19 protein-coding genes and 3 pseudogenes are annotated in these 18,882 nt (G+C 37.8%); 11 read left to right on the forward strand and 11 right to left on the reverse strand.

Annotated features, from left to right (window positions below):
• Together mobV and AC1RO3_RS07340 are read right to left on the reverse strand one after the other, a co-directional pair.
• Positions 1-413 (reverse strand): MobV family relaxase (gene mobV / locus AC1RO3_RS07335; RefSeq protein ID WP_481763397.1); only part of this gene is annotated, 413 nt, incomplete at its 3' end.
• Between the two features lie 662 nt (positions 414-1,075).
• Positions 1,076-1,378: a hypothetical protein gene (locus AC1RO3_RS07340; protein ID WP_068853205.1), complete on the reverse strand. Its 303-nt coding sequence runs from the start codon at positions 1,376-1,378 to the stop codon at positions 1,076-1,078.
• 167 nt (positions 1,379-1,545) lie between these two features.
• Here AC1RO3_RS07340 and AC1RO3_RS07345 point away from each other — a divergent pair, with 167 nt between their 5' ends.
• The 3 genes from AC1RO3_RS07345 (at position 1,546) to AC1RO3_RS07355 (ending at position 4,243) form a co-directional block, all read left to right on the forward strand.
• Positions 1,546-1,830: a hypothetical protein gene (locus AC1RO3_RS07345; RefSeq protein ID WP_481762425.1), complete on the forward strand. Its 285-nt coding sequence runs from the start codon at positions 1,546-1,548 to the stop codon at positions 1,828-1,830.
• Positions 1,831-3,096: 1,266 nt separating this feature from the next.
• Positions 3,097-3,906 carry a ParA family protein gene (locus tag AC1RO3_RS07350; RefSeq protein WP_284065013.1) on the forward strand — a complete coding sequence of 270 codons (810 nt, stop codon included), beginning with the start codon at positions 3,097-3,099 and terminating at the stop codon, positions 3,904-3,906.
• The gene (locus AC1RO3_RS07355; RefSeq protein ID WP_284065014.1) at positions 3,899-4,243 is read left to right on the forward strand and encodes a DUF5388 domain-containing protein; all 345 of its coding nucleotides are present in this window, start codon (positions 3,899-3,901) and stop codon (positions 4,241-4,243) included. The genes AC1RO3_RS07350 and AC1RO3_RS07355 overlap by 8 nt, the downstream gene beginning before the upstream one ends.
• Positions 4,244-4,289: 46 nt before the next feature.
• Here the strand turns inward: AC1RO3_RS07355 and AC1RO3_RS07360 are convergent.
• Positions 4,290-5,136: pseudogene (locus tag AC1RO3_RS07360) on the reverse strand (IS30 family transposase).
• Positions 5,137-5,264: 128 nt separating this feature from the next.
• Between AC1RO3_RS07360 and AC1RO3_RS07365 the strand changes: the two are divergent.
• Complete coding sequence (locus AC1RO3_RS07365) at positions 5,265-5,834, forward strand: hypothetical protein (RefSeq protein ID WP_481762424.1); 570 nt, start codon at positions 5,265-5,267, stop codon at positions 5,832-5,834.
• A 104-nt stretch (positions 5,835-5,938) separates the two neighbouring features.
• On the opposite strand, the gene AC1RO3_RS07370 is transcribed toward AC1RO3_RS07365, so the two are convergent.
• From AC1RO3_RS07370 to AC1RO3_RS07390, 5 genes and pseudogenes are all read right to left on the reverse strand, one after another.
• Positions 5,939-6,520 carry a recombinase family protein gene (locus AC1RO3_RS07370; RefSeq protein WP_014216283.1) on the reverse strand — a complete coding sequence of 194 codons (582 nt, stop codon included), beginning with the start codon at positions 6,518-6,520 and terminating at the stop codon, positions 5,939-5,941.
• Positions 6,521-6,811: 291 nt separating this feature from the next.
• Positions 6,812-7,195: pseudogene (locus AC1RO3_RS07375) on the reverse strand (TrlF family ATPase); the annotation flags it as partial.
• A gap of 722 nt (positions 7,196-7,917) precedes the next feature.
• Positions 7,918-8,139 (reverse strand): annotated as a pseudogene (locus tag AC1RO3_RS07380) (IS30 family transposase); the annotation flags it as partial.
• A 409-nt stretch (positions 8,140-8,548) separates the two neighbouring features.
• On the reverse strand, positions 8,549-8,845 hold the full coding sequence (locus AC1RO3_RS07385) for a DUF5839 family protein (protein ID WP_019040614.1): 297 nt from the start codon (positions 8,843-8,845) through the stop codon (positions 8,549-8,551).
• A 563-nt stretch (positions 8,846-9,408) separates the two neighbouring features.
• Positions 9,409-10,062, reverse strand: coding sequence for a hypothetical protein (locus AC1RO3_RS07390; protein WP_481762423.1), 654 nt, complete (start codon positions 10,060-10,062; stop codon positions 9,409-9,411).
• Between the two features lie 116 nt (positions 10,063-10,178).
• On the opposite strand from AC1RO3_RS07390, the gene AC1RO3_RS07395 reads away from it, so the two are divergent.
• The 3 genes from AC1RO3_RS07395 to AC1RO3_RS07405 all read left to right on the forward strand — a co-directional run bounded on the left by AC1RO3_RS07395 (position 10,179) and on the right by AC1RO3_RS07405 (position 13,152).
• Positions 10,179-11,354, forward strand: a complete 1,176-nt coding sequence (locus AC1RO3_RS07395; RefSeq protein WP_010492178.1) for an IS256 family transposase — start codon at positions 10,179-10,181, stop codon at positions 11,352-11,354.
• Positions 11,355-11,536: 182 nt separating this feature from the next.
• Complete coding sequence (locus tag AC1RO3_RS07400; protein WP_481762422.1) at positions 11,537-12,748, forward strand: NAD(P)/FAD-dependent oxidoreductase; 1,212 nt, start codon at positions 11,537-11,539, stop codon at positions 12,746-12,748.
• A 32-nt stretch (positions 12,749-12,780) separates the two neighbouring features.
• A complete protein-coding gene (locus AC1RO3_RS07405; protein ID WP_019039877.1) occupies positions 12,781-13,152 on the forward strand; it encodes a DUF488 domain-containing protein in 372 nt (123 codons plus the stop codon).
• 180 nt (positions 13,153-13,332) lie between these two features.
• Here AC1RO3_RS07405 and AC1RO3_RS07410 read toward each other — a convergent pair whose 3' ends face one another.
• The 3 genes from AC1RO3_RS07410 to folE all read right to left on the reverse strand — a co-directional run bounded on the left by AC1RO3_RS07410 (position 13,333) and on the right by folE (position 16,448).
• Positions 13,333-14,511, reverse strand: coding sequence for an IS256 family transposase (locus AC1RO3_RS07410; protein ID WP_068222488.1), 1,179 nt, complete (start codon positions 14,509-14,511; stop codon positions 13,333-13,335).
• Between the two features lie 519 nt (positions 14,512-15,030).
• Positions 15,031-15,792: an SDR family oxidoreductase gene (locus AC1RO3_RS07415; protein WP_481762421.1), complete on the reverse strand. Its 762-nt coding sequence runs from the start codon at positions 15,790-15,792 to the stop codon at positions 15,031-15,033.
• 8 nt (positions 15,793-15,800) lie between these two features.
• Positions 15,801-16,448: a GTP cyclohydrolase I FolE gene (folE, locus tag AC1RO3_RS07420; RefSeq protein WP_481762420.1), complete on the reverse strand. Its 648-nt coding sequence runs from the start codon at positions 16,446-16,448 to the stop codon at positions 15,801-15,803.
• Positions 16,449-16,625: 177 nt separating this feature from the next.
• Here folE and AC1RO3_RS07425 point away from each other — a divergent pair, with 177 nt between their 5' ends.
• The 4 genes from AC1RO3_RS07425 to AC1RO3_RS07440 all read left to right on the forward strand — a co-directional run bounded on the left by AC1RO3_RS07425 (position 16,626) and on the right by AC1RO3_RS07440 (position 18,769).
• Entirely contained in the window at positions 16,626-16,889 is a 264-nt protein-coding gene (locus AC1RO3_RS07425; protein WP_481762419.1) for a transposase, read from the forward strand.
• A gap of 291 nt (positions 16,890-17,180) precedes the next feature.
• A complete protein-coding gene (locus AC1RO3_RS07430; protein ID WP_003625288.1) occupies positions 17,181-17,459 on the forward strand; it encodes a plasmid mobilization protein in 279 nt (92 codons plus the stop codon).
• Positions 17,449-17,751, forward strand: a complete 303-nt coding sequence (locus AC1RO3_RS07435) for a type II toxin-antitoxin system YafQ family toxin (RefSeq protein WP_050340497.1) — start codon at positions 17,449-17,451, stop codon at positions 17,749-17,751. The genes AC1RO3_RS07430 and AC1RO3_RS07435 overlap by 11 nt, the downstream gene beginning before the upstream one ends.
• A 550-nt stretch (positions 17,752-18,301) precedes the next feature.
• Complete coding sequence (locus tag AC1RO3_RS07440; protein ID WP_003587210.1) at positions 18,302-18,769, forward strand: Dps family protein; 468 nt, start codon at positions 18,302-18,304, stop codon at positions 18,767-18,769.
• Positions 18,770-18,882: the final 113 nt, after the last annotated feature.

Below are 18,882 nucleotides of genomic sequence, written 5' to 3' on the forward strand. Positions count from 1 at the left end.
GACTTTTTATCATCAAAAACCACTGGGACAAAGGCATAGTGCAAGTGAGGGGTTGTCTCGTCATAATGCACGACAGCGGCCACGGCATTTTCTTGACCATAACGGTCATTTAGAAATGCTGTGGTTGCTTCAAAAAAGGCGCTCTGTTGCTCGTAGGACGCTTCTGCGAGTTCTTCAGGTAAAGTGACAATCCAAGTCGCTAACGCCTTTACATCGTCTCTTTTCATGCAATAAACGTCATTTAAACGCGCATTGAAGCGTGAAAGCATATCAGAACCATCAGCCATGAGCTCCTGATTCAGATAGGTTTTCGACACATCAATTTCTTTGTTAGTGTGATGGACAGTTTTACGTTCAAAATGGACCGCTAAACCAGGGACTGCGCCACGCGTATTTTTCTTTAAATGTGCCATCAAAAATGCCTCCTCGAAAAAGATTTTCCAAGACCAGTATAACACCGTTAAAAATCTGGTATAGCCTGTTATACCAAAATGCTATTTTGGACAGGCTCTGCGAGGCGAGTCATCGACAAGCGCTGACCGTAGCGTTTCCCCTTCCTGCTGGGGAAACTGCTATTTTACAGCGCCTATTATCCGGCTTGTAAAACCTCCGGCGGGTCACGCCATGACGGGGCAATCTATCATTGCATGATCACCTTCAGCGGGAGCATGTCATGCAGAACGCTACCCGCGCAGGGCAAGCTGGTGTCAGCTTAACCACATTAAAATAATCTGTAAACGTAAGTGTATAATAACAAAAAAATTGTAGTGGACTATCGCAATTAATAGGTGTTATACAATAAAAGCAAACAAAAAGGCACCCTTAAGGTGCCCACATTATTTTAACGATCATTAAGATCATCAAAATAACGTTTAATTGCGAACGTCACAACAGCAACACAGATTGCGTTGAACAATTGTGTGAGTTCTTGAAAAAAGTAAATCATGGAGTCTAAACCTCCTTGCCGTTGCAGTTATAGTAGGAAACAACAGCTTTTTAAGTATATCATGTTTTGAAATACCAATAATATAATGTTATAATGCTAATAGAAGAAAGTACATGGAGACTAACCTCTCTAGTAAAAAGGGCTAGTGCGTAGGAACACCAGCTCTTTTTGTTTGTCTTTTTTTGAAGCAAGTTTCCTTTCAGGGCAAGACAGTGTATAATTATAAACAATAATTGCCATGAAACAGCTCTGCTGTTTCAAAGGCTTGCGCCAGTGCGCTGGGCAAGCCTGGTGGCCCATTTTAAAATCCAGTGACGCCAACAATAACCTGGCTAACCTGTCATTTTTCACAATTAAAGACGCTTCAAAAAATTTCTTTAACCCCCAAATCACTAATAGGGGGGTTAAATTTACAAAAAAGCCAACAGGCAAACAACCCTCATGCTTACGGGGCGTAGGGTTACAGCGAAATAATATTCGTGTATAAATTGATGTAATAATGAAATTTTGATAATAAAAATTGGCCATTAAATGGCATTTTTTATTAGATAAATCATTTTAAAGGTTCTATCACGCGGTTTGTGATTAAGGAGGCATATATGACCTATAATGCGATCAAAGGACGCTTTACGCGCGTGGCGCCCGATAAAACAATCTTGTATGGCGAGAAATCCTATACGTTTGCCCTAACACCAGAACAAAGTGACCAGGTTGACCAGGCTGTTTATGCGGTTGTCCTGGCCAAAAATTATAAAACGACCTCTTTCTCGATTGATGAGAAGTTAACCTTGTCTGACGAAGAAGTCGCCCAACACAAGTTGGTGGTCCGTTTACGCCTCCGCAAAAAGCACAAACAGCCGTCTCATAAACCGCTCACGGACTAAAATTTCACAAATGACAAAAGCCTTGTTGCTGGGATTGTGAGAGGTAGACCAATTAATTTGAGCCAGATTCACAAGACGTGATCACAGAAAAAGCGCCAAACCCTATTTATTTCAGGTTTGGCGCTTTTTAGTTTAGATAAGCGACATTATGTTAAGCAGCTATACCACTTGCTGCTTAACATAATGCAAAATTAAACAAAGTAAAGCGCTCAATCCGTGTGGTTGTGGGCTCTTTATTTTACAACTTTGTGAAATGAAATTGGTATAGGTCAAGTAACAATACGAAACCTTGATTTAATAGGATTCTTCTTTTAGAAAAGTTAGTGAAATTTCATATGTATTTTTCCTCAAATTAGTTGACTTAGTGGGTCACCCCTGCTTGATTGAGAGGTTGGTTGAGCGGTGAATGGCAAAGTTGTACCCTAGTCACGAGCAAATTTTAAATAAAAAAATAAGCGTCGCACTAGAGTACAACTCAACTATTTACTTGACCGATCGGCCGTCTCACGTATTTAGTTAACCTCGTAGCTGTTGTCTTTCGACAAACTAACCACCCTATTAATTACTGCCCTAATAGCGTTGTGATTAGTTACCGTGCTCGTAAGCACCAGTAAACCGCCCTGACCCTTATTGGTGGTCACCACCATTCATCACCCACAATACGAGGCCGTTGCTTATGTGATATAGCCAGTTGTTATTGCGGTCGCACTGGCAAACGTGTCTATTTAGTTTGGACTTTATCCATGCAGGTTGGCTTCTACATTGTCAAAATTCGCCACACATGCTACAATACAGTTAATTTGATTAAACTGTTTAGTTACGCCCGACTGCAATCGGGGGTGGCTTTTTTTATATTAAATTTTGATTGCATCTCACAATTTGTGAGGTGCTTTTTTGTTTAATGTAATTATAATTGTTTTATTGCTATAATGTCAACATTTTTTTAAATAGCACTACGTAGTGCTATAGTCCTGTAGTGCTAGAACTAGATAGTGCAATAGTTTCGTAGTGCAATAGTGCAACGGCTACAGCACTATTGCACTACTGCACTATCTAGTTCTGTAGTGCGTTGATATATCAGCTTTTCCAACCAATTTACTATCTAATTGCTAGAACTACAGAACTATTGCACTATTGAACTACTTAGTTCCGTAGTACTAGAACTAGATAGTGCTAGCACTATTGCACTACAGAACTATTGCACTAGACTTATTGACAGTAGGAACTACATAGTGCTACTATTAAAAAAACGGAGGTGCATAACATATGACCCAAATAATAACCTTTGGCAATTTCAAAGGTGGAGTAGGTAAAACTAGTAATTCGACTATGGTAGCCCTTGAATTAAGCAATCGCGGCTATCAAACGTTATTAGTAGACCTTGACCCTCAAGGAAATGCCACAAACTTATACCTAAAAACTAAGCTAAATATCAGCAATGAAGTAGGGCATTTTAAAAAAACATTGATGGCCAGCATAGAAGACGGTGACTTATCAAATTCATTAATTAATATTAAAGAGCATCTAGATTTGCTGGCGTCTGCACCTGATTTTGCATTATATCCGCGATATATGGAAAAACACCATGAATATTTAGATAGGGTTACAGCCTTTAACACATTGCTTAATCCTTTAAAGGAAAAATATGATTATATTATCATTGATATTCCACCTACAATAAGTCTCATTACTGATAGTGCACTGTATGCATCTGATTATTGCTTAATTATTATGCAAACTCATGAACATAGTTTTGAGGGTGCAGAAGCGTTTATTAAATATATTCAAGATGAAATAGTTAATGAATACAAAGCACCTAGGCTGGAGTTGGTGGGCATATTAGCCGTATTACTCCAAGCAGGCGCACCTGTTGATGAAGCTACAGTTTCTAATGCTATTTCAGAATTTGGTGAAGATAACATATTTAAAAATAAAATTCATTCAATGCAAAGACTCAAACGGTATGGAATTACTGGAATTACATTCGGTTCCAAATTCGACAAGAGGGTTTTTGATGTATACAAAAACGTAACTGATGAATTGCTATCAAGAATTGAGGTGATTGAGCATGGCTAATTCATTAATTCGATCCAATAGAAATAATACAGAAAGTAGTATTCCCAAGCCTGAAAAGCAAGCTAAAGCATCAGATTTCGTGAATCCCGCAAAAGATAAACCAACTAATAAAGAAATTAGTTCCGTAACGTTCAACACCAATCTTAAAATTAGCAACCATACTAGAAATAAACTTCAAGCAATGTCAATGATTGGATATGCAGAAAATCAACGTTTGTCTGTCGAAACGGCCATACATTCTTTCTACGAGCAGTTATCTATTAACGAACAAAAAGAATTTGATTTGCAAGTTTCCACTTTGGAATCACGCGATGTAAAAATGAAAAGCAAAAAATAATCACTCTTTATTATAAGGCAGATTGCAAGAAATAACTTGAACAAATTTAGTAACGCAGATTACGCAAAAAGATCTCAATCGGTGTTCGCCAATTTAAACATTTGAGTGGTCGGGAATTCAAATACCAGTTAATTTGAATCAATTCATCATCGGTAATCTCATCAATCGGTTGACCTTTGGGAATGAAGCGGCGTAGTACTCGGTTGCGATTTTCATTACTGCCTCGTTCATGTGGCGAATAAGCGTGCGCAAAGTACAGCGGAACACCGGCCTGTTCTTCAATCAAATTGTAGTTGGCGAATTCTTTCCCATCGTCAACAGTAAGGGTCTTGAGATTATCTCCTAACTGGTTAGCCAATTCTAAAATAGCCTTGGTCATTGAAGTACTATCTCGTCCATTAAGCCGTTTAACGATGGTAAGCCGACTCTTACGCTCGACAAACGTAGCTACTGCTTGACCTTTACGTTTTCCAGATAAAACTGTATCAGCTTCGAAGTGACCTGAAGTATTACGATCAGAAATTTCAGCTGGACGATCTTCGATGGAACGTCCATGACTAAAACTACCACGGGGTTCTTTAGATGGTTTTGTAGGCAATTCTAACTACATGAGCCACTTGTTCAATTGACCATTTTTGGATCTTGATTTTTTCTTCAATCAATCGCTTTAGGTTAGTCGTTAAGATGGTTTTACGACCACGATGACTAAGTTTAACTTCATGGTCAGTTTGAGCCCTAACTGCGTTATACTCACCAGCTAAGTGATGAACCTCATTAAAGATAGTGGTTTTACTAAAGCCTAAATAATCGGCAATATATTGAAGTGAGTGTTTTTCATGATGAAGTGTTTCGATGACAACGCGGTCTTCAAATGATAAAATAGTGGTGCCCATAAAGGTCCTTCTTTCTAGTGGAATGTTGTGGTGACACCATTAAAGACCTTTATGGGTTTTTCTGTCCACTAATATGTTCAACTTAAATTTTACAATCTACCTATGTAAAAATTCCTTCCTTTTGAGAGATGATTTATTCATTATACCCTCTCTTAAAAGTTGTCTCAGGAATCAGCTTACATCCAATATTTTATGATGTTCCTTTAGATACAGTTTTAAGTTGGGAATCTAGTCTTAATTACTTCGGCACAGTTTATGGATCTCTTTTAGGTTTTTTAGGTGTTATTATCACAATTTTGTATACACAAAATCAAGTCGCTAAACAAAAAAAGGAAGCCGATTTGATTAGAGTGAATGATAATGCGATATCTGTAATGCCATATATGCATATCAAATTTATAGGGAGTGCTAATTTTACAAGTTATAAACATTACGATTTAGAACTGAATGCCAGCGAGGGGGAGAACGCTGATCAAACAATCTATATGCATTACAAGGTTACTAATAAAGGAAAAGGAGCCGCTACAGAATTATATTTATTTACCCCAAACGACTCTGATACAGAATTCAACCAACTGATTTCCTATGACCAAAGCCACATAGATTTTATAGATATAAGCGAGGAAAAAGAACTTAGAATAAAAATAAATGCTCCTATGTCAATAAATGGCACATCTTTTTCTAAACACTCGTTCTAATTCTGTCGGAATTAAACCAGCTGATGTAATTTGAGGTTCGGATTACCAAGTCCTCAAAATTGTAAATAATTTAAAATATCCTTTTTCATGATCTTTCACCTGTCTTAGATTTTAGAAGTATCACTTGGTTTCTCAATTAACTTAAACCGTCGCTGCTGCGTGCGTTTACTAATCCCCGTTTTTCGTTCAATCATCTTGTAGGTCATGCCTTGTTTTCGCAGCTCATAAGCAAATCTGATTTGTTCATCAGAATACGTTTTCGGTCGCCCTTCCCGAAACAACGGATCATGTTGCTTGGCATACAATTTACCTTCTTGTGTGCGCGTGACAATCATATCGCGTTCAAACTGCGCAAAGGCGCTAAATATTGTAAAGACTAATTGGCCAGTCGGCGTATTGTCAATTAAGCCCATATTCAAAATGTTGACTTTGACATTTTCTTTAAACAACTCTTGGATAATGGCTAATGCCTCGCGCGTGTTCCGCGCAAACCGATCCAGCTTAGTGACAATCAAAGTATCACCTGTTTTTAGAGTGCGCAACAGTTTTTGAAACTCCGGTCGTTCAGTAGTTGTGCCGGTAAACTTTTCCTGAAAGATTTTTCCTGCTCCTGCCAATTTTAGTAACTCAATTTGATTTGCTAATTTTTGATCAGTGGTACTGACCCGCGCATAGCCATATTTCATCTTTTTATCTCCTTACTTATGTCATTAAGTAATGACACGGTTCTAACCCTTTAATTATACAGTATCAAAAAAGAGGCCACAACTGTTAAGTTGTGACCTGAATGAAAGGCTTTAATTATTATATTCGACTTTCGTGAATGCCATCATATCCTTCTGCTTTAACAACATCTATAGTGGAATGACGTTATCAGAATATTCGTGTATTAACTGTTTACCCGTTAATCATTGCTGAACCCGTAAAGCCAGTGTTTTAGAGCATTAATTGGATCAGTAACATCGCACATTGTTCTATCAAACACCTCTACTGAATGCATATCTTTCTTCACGTTTCTGAAATGCACGTTTTCCACCCTCTAAGACTTCGCAAATTTCGGTTTGCATAGCTGGATTTTCGATAGGGCCTTGTCTATATTTAAATTTTCGTCCTTTACTTGTTTTGGAATCCATCTCTTCTGAAGCTAAAGTCACACATTCACTGTCTCCGCCAACCAAAACGTTTGCATTGTGAGTAACGACAAATAGCTGTCGGTGTTGTTTCTGTTGCCTTAAATAAGAAACGAGTTCATCATAGATAGCCTTATTATCAAGCTCATCTTCAGGCTGATCGATCAAAAATGGCTTATCATCCTTGTCCAAACTTAGTTGCATCATTAACAAGATAAATGCCTGCTTACCCCCGATACTCTAAACAGGGGGATTAAATACAACGCCTGTGCCTGAGCACGGGGTATAAGGATTAGCATGACGGCGCTTACATAAAAATTAACTGTTACTGACATAGAATGGATGTAACCGTTGTTGGCTCCTATGATGTAATTACGGACAACTTGTTCACTATAATTATTTCAAAGGAGTCTTTTATTATGACCATTAAATATTCGAATCGATACTCGCCTGAGTTTAAGTCATCTATCATGTTACTACACAAAAACAACCGCTCAGCTGATTTCTTAGCTAAGGAATACAACGTTAGTGTCTCCACCGTTACTAAATGGATGAATCAGGCTGATCCCAATAATTCCAAGGTCCCTTCGGATCATGAGTGAGCCCTAATCGAGGAGAATCGACGACTTAGGGAGGAACTCGATATTTTAAAACGAGCGGCATGCTATTGACAAAAAAAGAATGGTGAGAGAGCGAACGGTCATCTTAGAAATGATTTAGGCTAGTTTACAAGCCCAGCACCGCATTCCTCATATTTTAAAAACGCTAAAGTTTTCCAGTTCAACGTATGATGGTTATTGTCATTGGTAACCCAGCAAAACTTCTCGTCGGAGTCAATTAGTCAAGCAACAGTTACTAGCTATTTGGCTTAAATATCCAATGTATGATGGTAAATTACAAATTTAATCTGATTTTTTTGGCAAATTGGTCAACATAACTTGGTAAAGTGTTTGTCAGTTGGGTACTTTAAGCGGTCTCTGATTAATTTGTAGTAACGTAGTTGTTAAATCTTGAGTACCAATGTGTTCAAAACAATTCTATTTAGGGTAAAAATAACGTAAGTTCTGATTAAATCGTTCATTACTGCCGCGTTCAGCCGGCGTGTAAGCATGGCAGTAATAGGTCTAAATACCGTATTGTGATTCAAATGATATTAGATTGCTAAACTCAGTGCCGCAAGGTAGATTGTAAAATCAATCCGAAGGAAGTTTGAACAAAAACTATTTTTTAAGTTGCTCAAGCCTATTCGACCTTCACTCTTATTACATGTATAGAGCCTACTATTCATTAGAGAATAGGCCATCAGCATAACTGGCACATATAAATCAACTGTTAACCAGTCAATAGTTTTGGCGACTACTACCATCATTCTATCAATTCATTTAAATTCTTATATCCATCAGCAAGTATTAGCATTCTAAATCTAGTGGAATAATAGCTAAGTTAAACTTATATACTGGGCGCAAAATATGTATTCACAACTGCCACCATGGCTATTTCAAGTATGTTTTACATTAGCACTTCTTGTTAGCAAAAATGGTCCATAACAATGTTAATGATTCCACATTGTTATAGACCACTAATCTATTTAAGCAGTTCATCAAAGGTTTGATTAACCGTCTCTTGATCACGATTGTTCGTAAAGACTTTAACTGATTGTAAGTCACTCAAATCATTGGCAACTTCCTTCGTCGCATAAATCATAACTGGGGTGCGCTTCGCAAACTGGGTTTGGACTAACGCCACATTACCAACTACCGGGGTGCCCTTCGTCTTTTCGGTAATCCGCCACTTATACAACTTTTTCATATTCAAAACATGTTTTGCCCGCTCATCAGGATCATGCACAATATGATAGGCCATTAACACATTATCAGCCATGTTGATTCCTCCCATTATTGGCCAGTAGTCATTTCTTAACACCATTAGTATACGTGCTGAGCCCTCAAACTAGCAATTATTTGAACCAAGCCACCAATCGATCAAACCAAGCTTGGTGATGACCAGTTTGGGCCATCTTAACTACTTTAGTAACCGTTGACTTAGGTGCTGGAGTCGTTGGTTTTGCTGGGTTACCAGCATACTCCGCGGTTTTATCAGCTTTTGGCGTTACGGTTAGCTTACCGTCCTTATTGCACGTTGATGCTTGTCAAAAACTTGGCAACCTTCTTTCGTGGTAATTATTGCAACAACCCTGCTCGTCGTCTTGGATCCGGCAGACCTGGAACTGAATCTGGCTATTCGGGGCTGGTGCCCTCTGTGTGGTGACAGCAGCATGTATATCAAACCTTTACCATCTTCAAACACGAAATTAGCTTGCATACTGTTTGATAAATATCGCCTAATTTGGACAATCCTACTGAACTATTGCAGGTGGCATCAGTTCATACAGCCAAGTAAAGCCAATAAGGTATACCCTAGTGGCTATTTTCGGTTTAGTACTATTAATTCAGCTTTTCTATACTCAATGACCTTAGTTCCTCTTTTTTGAAGTATTGTGTCGCAAAGCAAAAAGAAGGTTGTATGCCTAAGTTTGTACCAGCTTCATTACCATAATTTGATTTTTTGTATGGAAACACAATGCCCAATCTGAATTCGTTTTGTATTGAGTACTTCATTGACTTCGTTCCTAGCATGCCTCGGCCAACTTGCTCCACAGACTTTTTACCTTCAAAATAGTCTTTTTCAAGTTTGTCCATTCTATTTACGTAATCCGTGATATACCAAACTTTTCGAGCAAATATTGTTGTTTCTTTTAGGATACCTTCTCGCTTACCTGCTTGGCACTCCTTAATTACATTCAATAAGTGAATCATATTTTGATAAGGAATAAAAATAAAGTCACGATTCTTGCCTAATTTTTCTTCGCATTTTATTAATGAGCATGATATTTCTTCCTTTACAAAACCGTTTTTGTCAAAGGAGTTTATATCTAGTTCTGTAAAACTAGTTATAAAAGCTGGCATGTCTAACGCTAGCTTTTCAAGTTTTCCCTCAAATTTATCATCAATTAAGTTATCAGCAGCTTCTTCACTATTTTTTGTAAAAGTATCAATATTTGATAACCATATAGATTTGAGATTAAAAAAGTTTTTCATATACTTTCTGTCTACAAGAGAGTGTAAAATATTTTGTGTAAATGAGTATTGAAAAAAGGAAGACCTTCCCCGTATGATTATAAGCGTCTAAACCAAATCAACGGAGGTCTTCCCCTATGAATCAGTTTAACAAAGAATTGGCAAATGTACTACTATCTCATGGTGATTTAAAAGAAGTTTTTAGAAAACAACTGCAGGATACATTAAATACGTTACTTCAAGCCGAGTTAACTTCTGTTCTAGGCTACGATCCTTATGATCGTCAAGGTTTCAACTCTGGTAACTCTCGAAATGGCCAATATTTTCGTCAAATTGATTCAGAGTATGGAAAGCTGAGTATCTGTGTCCCACGTGATCGCAAGGGCGAGTTTAAGGCTAACTTAATCCCACCTTATTCTCGAAGAGTAGATGCACTGGAAACGACGATTATACAGTTATACGAAAAAGGAATTACAACTCGAGAAATAGCTGACTTAATCGAAAAGATGTATGGAACTCATTATTCACCCACTACGATTTCCAACATTACAGCCATTGTTGAGGATCAAGTGACTGCTTATCATCAGCGGCGGTTTAGTTCGACAGACTACGTCTGTCTTTTCCTTGATGCAACTTATGTGCCCTTACGTCGTGATACGGTTCAAAAAGAGTCGGTTTATGTCGCTTTAGGTATTAAAGCAGATGGTCATAAAGAAATTTTAGATTACTGTATTGCACCAACGGAAAATTCAGAAGTTTGGTCCGAATTACTAACTGGTTTAGTCAGTCGTGGTATTAAACACGTCCAGTTAGTCATCGCAGATGGCTTAGTTGGCTTAGATTCAGCGCTTAACCACAATTATCCTCAAGCTAAATTTCAACGCTGTCTGATCCATATGTCACGGAATATCATGCAGAAAGTTCGCGTAAACGACCGTGCAGAGGTCGTTAATGAGTTCAAAGAACTCCACAGAGCAAAAACACGTGATGAAGCCCAGCTAATTTTAAATCGTTTTATCGATCATTGGGAGTCAAAGTATCCTCGAATGGTTAGAAATTTAGCCAGTACGTCTAATTTACTAACCTTCTTAGAATTTCCTCCGAGTATTCGCAGAACAATTTACTCAACGAACATTATTGAATCATTCAATAAAAAGCTGAAGCGCAAGACAAAAGTCAAAGAACAATTTCCAAATGAATCAGCACTTGACCGTTTCCTTGCGACAATTATCTTAGAGTACAACGAGAAATACTTCGGCAGAGCTCATAATGGCTTTAAGCAGTGCCAAGATACTTTAGAATCAATGTTTTAAGCTAGACAAAATGATACGAAGAAGTCTTCTTGTTATTTACACAAACTTCTTGACGCTCTCGTCCTTTTTGGATGGTGTTTTTATTTGGTCAATCGGCTAGACTAACAAGCCGATATTTTGCGTGGTTATTCTTTTTGCATTAGACTTAAGTTATAATTCGAATTCAGATTAGGAGGATCTCTATGAAGTTTGATATTGTAGTTGTCGGTGGTTCAACGGCCGGATTTTATTTGGTGAAGGCATTACGGACTAAAGGTTTTTCAGGTAGTATTTGTTTAATTGATCGCGAAGACGCACTGCCTTATAATCGTTATAAATTATCTAAAAATTGGCTGACAGGCAAGAAGTTAGATGCACCTATTTTTAAACCGGAATCGTTCTTTGCTGAAAATGAGATTAAGTTACAATTAAATACCGAAGTTGTGGCGGTTCATGATGAGAAGAAGAAAGTTGTCACAGCAGATCATCAAGAAATTACTTATGGTCAACTTGTTCTAGCTATGGGTGCAGAGTCACGTCATTTGCACTTGCCTAATGATGACGCTGAAGGAATTTTTTACTTAAGAAGTTATCACGATGCGATCAAGATTAAGCAGTGGAGCGAGCAAGTTAAAGATGTGGTCTTAATTGGCGCTGGGTTTATTAGTTTAGAATTGGCTAGCTCCTTTAGAAAGTTAGGCCTTAATGTCACAGTTGTTGAACATGGTCAACATCCATTGGGACGTGTAGTTGGTCCACAGGCTTCAGAATATTTCGTTAAGATACATCAAGAACAGGGCGTCAAATTTGTTTTAGGTAGTGGTGTTGAATCGTTTACGCATGACCAACAGCATCAAGTCACTGGGGTGGTAACTGATACGGGTGCAACAATTCCTGCACAAATGGTTGTTGTTGGTGTTGGTGCAGTTCCTAACACGTCAATTAAAGCAGATCATTTGGAATTAGGGCAGAATATTGCCGTTAATGAATATGGCGAAACAGCACTGAAAGATGTTTACGCTGTTGGCGATGCTACTATTTGGCCGTTCCAGGGTGAAGAGATTCATGTGGAACATTGGGAAAATGCGCAAAGTCACGGTAAAAATGTTGCCGCTAATCTGATCCAGCCACAAAGTCAGCCTTATGATGTCTTACCATATTTTTGGACAGATCAGTATGATCAAACCTTTGAATATTTAGGTCATACGACTAAGTGGGATCAAACTTTTATCCGCGGTAATCTTGATTCTGGTAAGTTTACAATTGCTTATGTTGATGAAAATCAAGTACCATTGGCTATTTTGTTTGCTAATGGTAATGACGAGCGTGCTGACGTTACCGAATTAATGTCACACCGTCAACCATTAGATTCAGAACGGTTTGCCGATACTAATCAGCCATTATCCACGTTATAAAATGTGATTTTTAAAAGGAGGTTCAAGTTGTTATGCCACAAATTAAATTAATTCGCACTTATGATCAAGCAGCAGTTAAACGGGCATCTGGTTATAAAATTTTAGTGGATCGCTTGTGGCCTCGGGGGCTCGCTAAAGCTGATTTACCTTATCAATGGTGGCTTAAAGAATTAGCGCCAAGTTCTGAGTTAAGGAAATGGTTTAATCATCAAGAAGAGCGCTATCCTGAATTCAAGCAACGCTATCTTGCTGAAATTGCCGCCAATCCATTAAGTGCAGCGGTGCTTGATTTTATTAGTCTCTGTTTACAAAGTGAAGATGTAATTTTAATTTATGGTGCCAAAAACGAGCAACACAATCAAGCTGTGGTTTTAAAAGCATGGTTAGAACAAAAATTGGAATAAGTTATACCTGATAAAAAGCTTGGATCACTTGATTCAGGCTTTTTTATTTAGCATTAATTGACTTGTTTAGTTAAGAGCATAAAATATAAGTAAAGTCATTAATCAGCGTCAAAAAATCAGAAACTGTCAAATCTTTTGTGTAAATAGATCTTTCTCATAGATTGATTTTTTATTCTTTATTTAATCAAAGTAAGATTCTAAGGTGTTCTGAACCTGACCAAAGCCTTTGTGGATTCGCTTGAAATATCGATCATTGTAGCTCATTGCTTGTATTCCAATAAAAGTATCAAGCGACTGTTCAGTTGGAAACTCTGCTTTAGGTTTGGCTTTGCGCTTAACAACATTATTAAAGGATTCAATCATGTTAGTTGAATAGATTGAACTTCTGATCTGTTTCGGATAGTTATAAAAAACTAGCAGGTCCGGCTCGATGTCTTTCAGGTTTCTTATGACATGATTATAACTCTTGTCCCATTTGGCATAGAAGGCATGCAATACATCAACAGCAGCTGCTTTATTGGCTTGCTGGTGAATCTGCTTGAATTCGTTCATAATTGCCTCACGGTCTTCTACACGTACTTTAGCGCAGATATTACGCATGACGTGAACCAAACAGCGCTGGAAGTGAGCTTTAGGATAAGTTTGCATTAGTGCAGTTTTCATACCCACAACACCATCTGATAAAAATAATTCAACTTGTTTAAGGCCTCTGCTTTTCATATTTTGAAGCAACTCCGTCCAGACTTCGATATTTTCGCTAGGAGCTATGCAATAATCGATCACTTCTTTGTGACCGTTGGGCTTGATACCAATGGCAATATATACTGCTTCTCGTTCAAAAGTTTCTCGACGCAACGGTATATACGTTGCATCAAGATAAACACAAAAGAACTTATCGCTCAGTTTATGCTTGTGATAAGCCTCAACTTTAGGAATCATTTGCTTAGAGATATTAGACACTTGAGCGGGACTATAATGGCTGCCATACATTTTTTCGATCAAATTAGCTATTTCTCTAGTGGTTACACCTTTAGAATAAAGCTTTATAACCATATCTTCTAAGAGATCAGTATGTTGTTTATAGTCTGGCAGAGTGTGTTGATGAAACATACCATTGCGATCTCGTGGCACCTGGATTTCAATTGATCCAAACTGGGTATCAATTTTACGGAAATACGCGCCATTTCTAGAATTACCAGTATTCCAGCCGTCTCTTGCATAAGGATCATAACCTAAAAAGGCAGTTAATTCAGCTTCTAACAAGTCATTAACTGCTTGCTGGAGTTCTTTGCGCAATAAATCGTTTATTTTGTCTTGATTGAATAGAGCTTGAGCCATATTTTTGGTAAAATCATTCATGAAGGAGTTCCTCTTTCTGTATGTGTTTTTTGTTCAAACCAATCATACGAGAAAGGAACTCCTTTTTCTAATGTTTTTGAAAATTAATTTAAGGAATCATTCATCCTTACACAAACTATTTTACAGTCTCCAACGGTTAGCAGAACCAATGCTGGTGCAAGTGTTTCGCAATGCGATTGCACATGATTTGACACTGGAAGTGAATGCTAAAAGTATTGTTTTGCGTCATAATTTAGGCTATATGAATATGCGATTGAGTTATGGCAGTCACTTGGTGGCACTAAATTCACTTTAGGTTCTGATGCACATGAAGTGGCGCATTTCGAATTGGGCTTCCCGGAACTGAAAGACATGTTAAGACACCATGGTGTTCAATAACTGGTTATATTTGCTGGCGGCGTCGGTCAAAGTGTGGCTATTTAAAATTTATCAAGAATAGAAATAGCCTTCCGAAAATATTGAGTGATTTTCGGAAGGCTAATTTTATACCATATTTAGTTGTTACTAGTAGTTTAAATTTTAGTCATGACGATGAATAATATTTTCGCCGCCAGCTAAGTTAATGATGTTGCCGGTTAAATAGTCTGAATCTTCTGCACATAAAAAGGCAATAACGCGAGCAACATCTTCACCAGCAGCTTTTCGTTTAGTCTGATTAGGTGCAAGTTTCTCGGCTTGTTCAATGTCAGCTTCTTTAAGATCAGCTTTAATATCACCGGGGCAGACCATATTTGCAGTAATTTGATGGTCTTTTTCTTCAAGCGCTAAAGTTCTAATCGCCGCGGCCACACCAGTTTTAGCGGCGGCATAAGCACCACGATATTGCCAACCCGAGACTTGGTCAATTTGGTCAAAGCCTAGCGCAATAATGCGGCCCCAATTTTGTTTTTCCATCATAGGTACCGTTGCCTTAACTAAATAGAAAAAACTATCAAGGTTAGCACTCATCATGTCATGCCACTGGGCTGGGGTATGGTCGACGAGTTTTAATTTATCGTGAATAAAGGGACCAGCGTTAAGAATTAAAATATCTAAGTTACCAAAATCAAGTTTAATTTGTTCAATCATTCGTACCACGTCAGCTTGTTGGCTTACATCGCCTTGGTAAAGGCGAGCATTGACTTGATAGCATCGTGCCAAATCTTGTTGTAATTGTAACGCAGCTGTTTGACTGTGTCGGTAATTTAAGGCTAATTGATAGCCTGCTTGAGCAAGTTTATGGGCCATTTGCACGCCCAGTCCCGTAGTACTCCCTGTAATAAAAGCGACTCTTTTACTCATTAGTGACCTCACTTAATAGCAGTCATAAATTCTGACCGCAATTGGCTATCTTTAATGTAAGCACCACGACTAGCCAGCGTGAAAGTTTGCGCTCGTTCTTTTTTAGCGCCGCGACTTGAAACACATAAATGCTTCGCTTCAATAGCTACCATAACCCCTTTAGGCTGCAAGACGGTATCAATTGCATCGGCAATTTGATTCGTTAAGCGCTCTTGAACTTGGAAACGCCGCGCGTAACCTTCAACGACCCGTGCAATTTTGGAAAGTCCGGTGACTTTTTGATCAGGAAGATATGCAACGTGAGCTACGCCAAAGAAGGGTGCAAAATGATGTTCGCACATCGAATAAAATTCGATATCTTTTACAATAATAGGATCATTTTGTTGAATATCAAAGACTTTTTCTAGATGGGCAGTAGGATCTTCGCGGTAACCACTGGTGTATTCAAGAAAGGCTTTTACCACACGAAAGGGCGTTTTATCTAAATCGGGATTATTGTCGTCTTGACCACAGAGAGCCATTAAAGTTTGCAGTGCTTGTTCGATTTGTTGAACATCAGTTAACTTTTGCTGTAATAGTTCTGAGTTATTTGCAGTTTCGAAAAAATAGCTGGCAAGTAATTCAGCTTCATTGTAATGATCATTGTTTGTTGTCATGATATGAATCTCCTAACTCAATAATAACTTAAGTCTACTTCAAGTTCATGATTTTGAACAACGATTTGTTTTCAACTTTGCATCAAAAAAGACGAGTCTGCTCCTATACTGAAATTTGGTACCAAATTCATTAGATTTTGTGTCATAATGATAAAAATCAGAATAGGAGTTTTTTTTATGAAATATTATTCAGATGAATTTAAAAACAACATCGTTAAGCTTTATCACAATGAAAATCGTTCAAAGAAATCCTTAGCCAATGAATATGGGGTTCATCCAACCACCATCAGTCATTGGATCAAGCGGGCCAAATTAGTTGAACTACCTGACGGTGGCGTAACGAGTGTTGAAGCCTTCAAGCGACTACAGAAAGAAAACCAGCAGTTAAAAGAAGAAAATGAAATTTTAAAAGCAGCGGCGGTGTTACTGGGAAGGCATTAGGCAAAGTTAAAGCCATAGACTTTATCAACGAACAATTATGTAAACACCGCCTCTGGATAATCTTGAAAGCCTTAGGGCTTTCTAAAAGTACGTATTATCATTGGAAACACTATCAGATAAGTCGTCATGATAAACAAGATACGATTTTAAAAAGCCAGATCTTTGATGGGTAAGACAACTTGTTGCATAAGCTGTTAGTTCCTTTACTTTAAAATTAATTTAGTTGCAGAAAACTTAAAAATCGAATATTATAATGTAGTACGATGGTAAACTTAAAGGAGGCGGATTAGTATGAGTAATACTATTATTAAAAACAAGACAATTTCAACTCGTGTAACACCTGACATTAGTGAACGGGCTAAAGCTAATCTAGCAAAACAAGGGCTAACCGTTTCTGAGTATATACGCTTATCGTTAGTTAAAGCGGCCAATAATGAAGTTCGATTAGTCAGCTTTTTAGATTCTCCGGAAGCCTTAGCCGCTAAAAAAGAAGCAGAAACAGGGCAGGTCAAAAACATTGGTTCATTGACTGACTTTGAAGATTGGATCGATAAGTTAGATGCAAATTAAACAGGCCAAATCTTTTGAACGTGAATTAAAAAAACTAGTCAAAAAACATTTCCCAATAACTGTCTTGAAGCCTTGTTTAGAAGCAATTGTTGAACAAGATGTACTTGTTTTGAAACAGATTAAAGATCATGCATTAAAAGGAAATTGGCGTGGCTATCGTGAATTTCACCCTGCCAGATATGGAAACTATGGTAAAAATTATGACAACTGGATTGTTATTTATCAGCTAGATCATGATGAATTGATTTTGTTATTGGTTGCAACTGGCTCCCATGAAATCTTGAATCAATAACTATAGTTTAGGGGCACTTATAAAAAAATAAATTAAAATAGCCCCCAATATCTATAATATAGATATTGGGGGCTATTTTAACAATGATTTTGAGGGGCGATTTGGTAAGTTATAGACCCTATATATTCATAGCCCCTTTCTGTTTGGTGTTAAAGTATTAGTCATCGATGTCATGCACTATCTTGTTTAGCTCCGTTTTGATGGAACTGGAAATATTTTCTAAATTGAAATGATTATATATTTCTTTATCCTTAAGCATCCTTTTTTGTGCCTTATTTAATTTACACTCATTGTTACCCACTACCCATTCATCCTTTGTACGTATAAAGGGATTTTGCGCACTTTCCTTTAACGCGTTTTGAACATCTTCATAAGGTAAATAAAATTCAATTGTAGATTTATTTAATTTTACAATCTACCATATAACGTCTCCATCTTTTCAAAACGACTTAATTCTACGGGCTATAAATAACTTAATTTGCCAGTGTATAACGTTTCAGATTAAGCTACCACTATGTTATAATAACCATATCAAAAGGAGATCAATCTAATGAAATATACGAAAACCAAAGCAGTATTAAATCAACTCGTTGCCGATTTGAGCCAGATGTCAATGATTATCCATCAGACGCATTGGTACATGCGTGGACCCAACTTTTTGAAGTTGCACCCCTTGATGGATGAGTTCATGGAAGAAATTGACAGCCAACTCGATGTCATTTCTGAACGGCTGATTGCGCTTGATGGCAGTCCTTACTCGACCTTAAAAGAAATGGCCGAAAACACTAAGATTCAAGACTGGCCTGGTGAATGGGACAAAACAACCCCAGAACGCCTCGCACACTTAGTTGATGGCTATCGTTACTTGGAAGACCTTTACCAACACGGCATTGAAGTATCCGATGTTGAAAAAGACTTCAGTACCCAAGATATTTTCATTGGTCTCAAAACCGCAATTGAGAAGAAAATCTGGATGATTCAGGCAGAGCTTGGATCGGCGCCGGAAATTGATGAATAAAATAATATTAAAAAATCGGTAGGCTTAAACATTGCTAACGCTTATATCAGTGCTGCTATTTAATTAAAATGCGACATCCCAACAACGGGGTGGCGTATTTTTGTTTGCAATGC

Source organism: Dellaglioa sp. CoH-57-MRSF-19 (assembly GCF_056781975.1).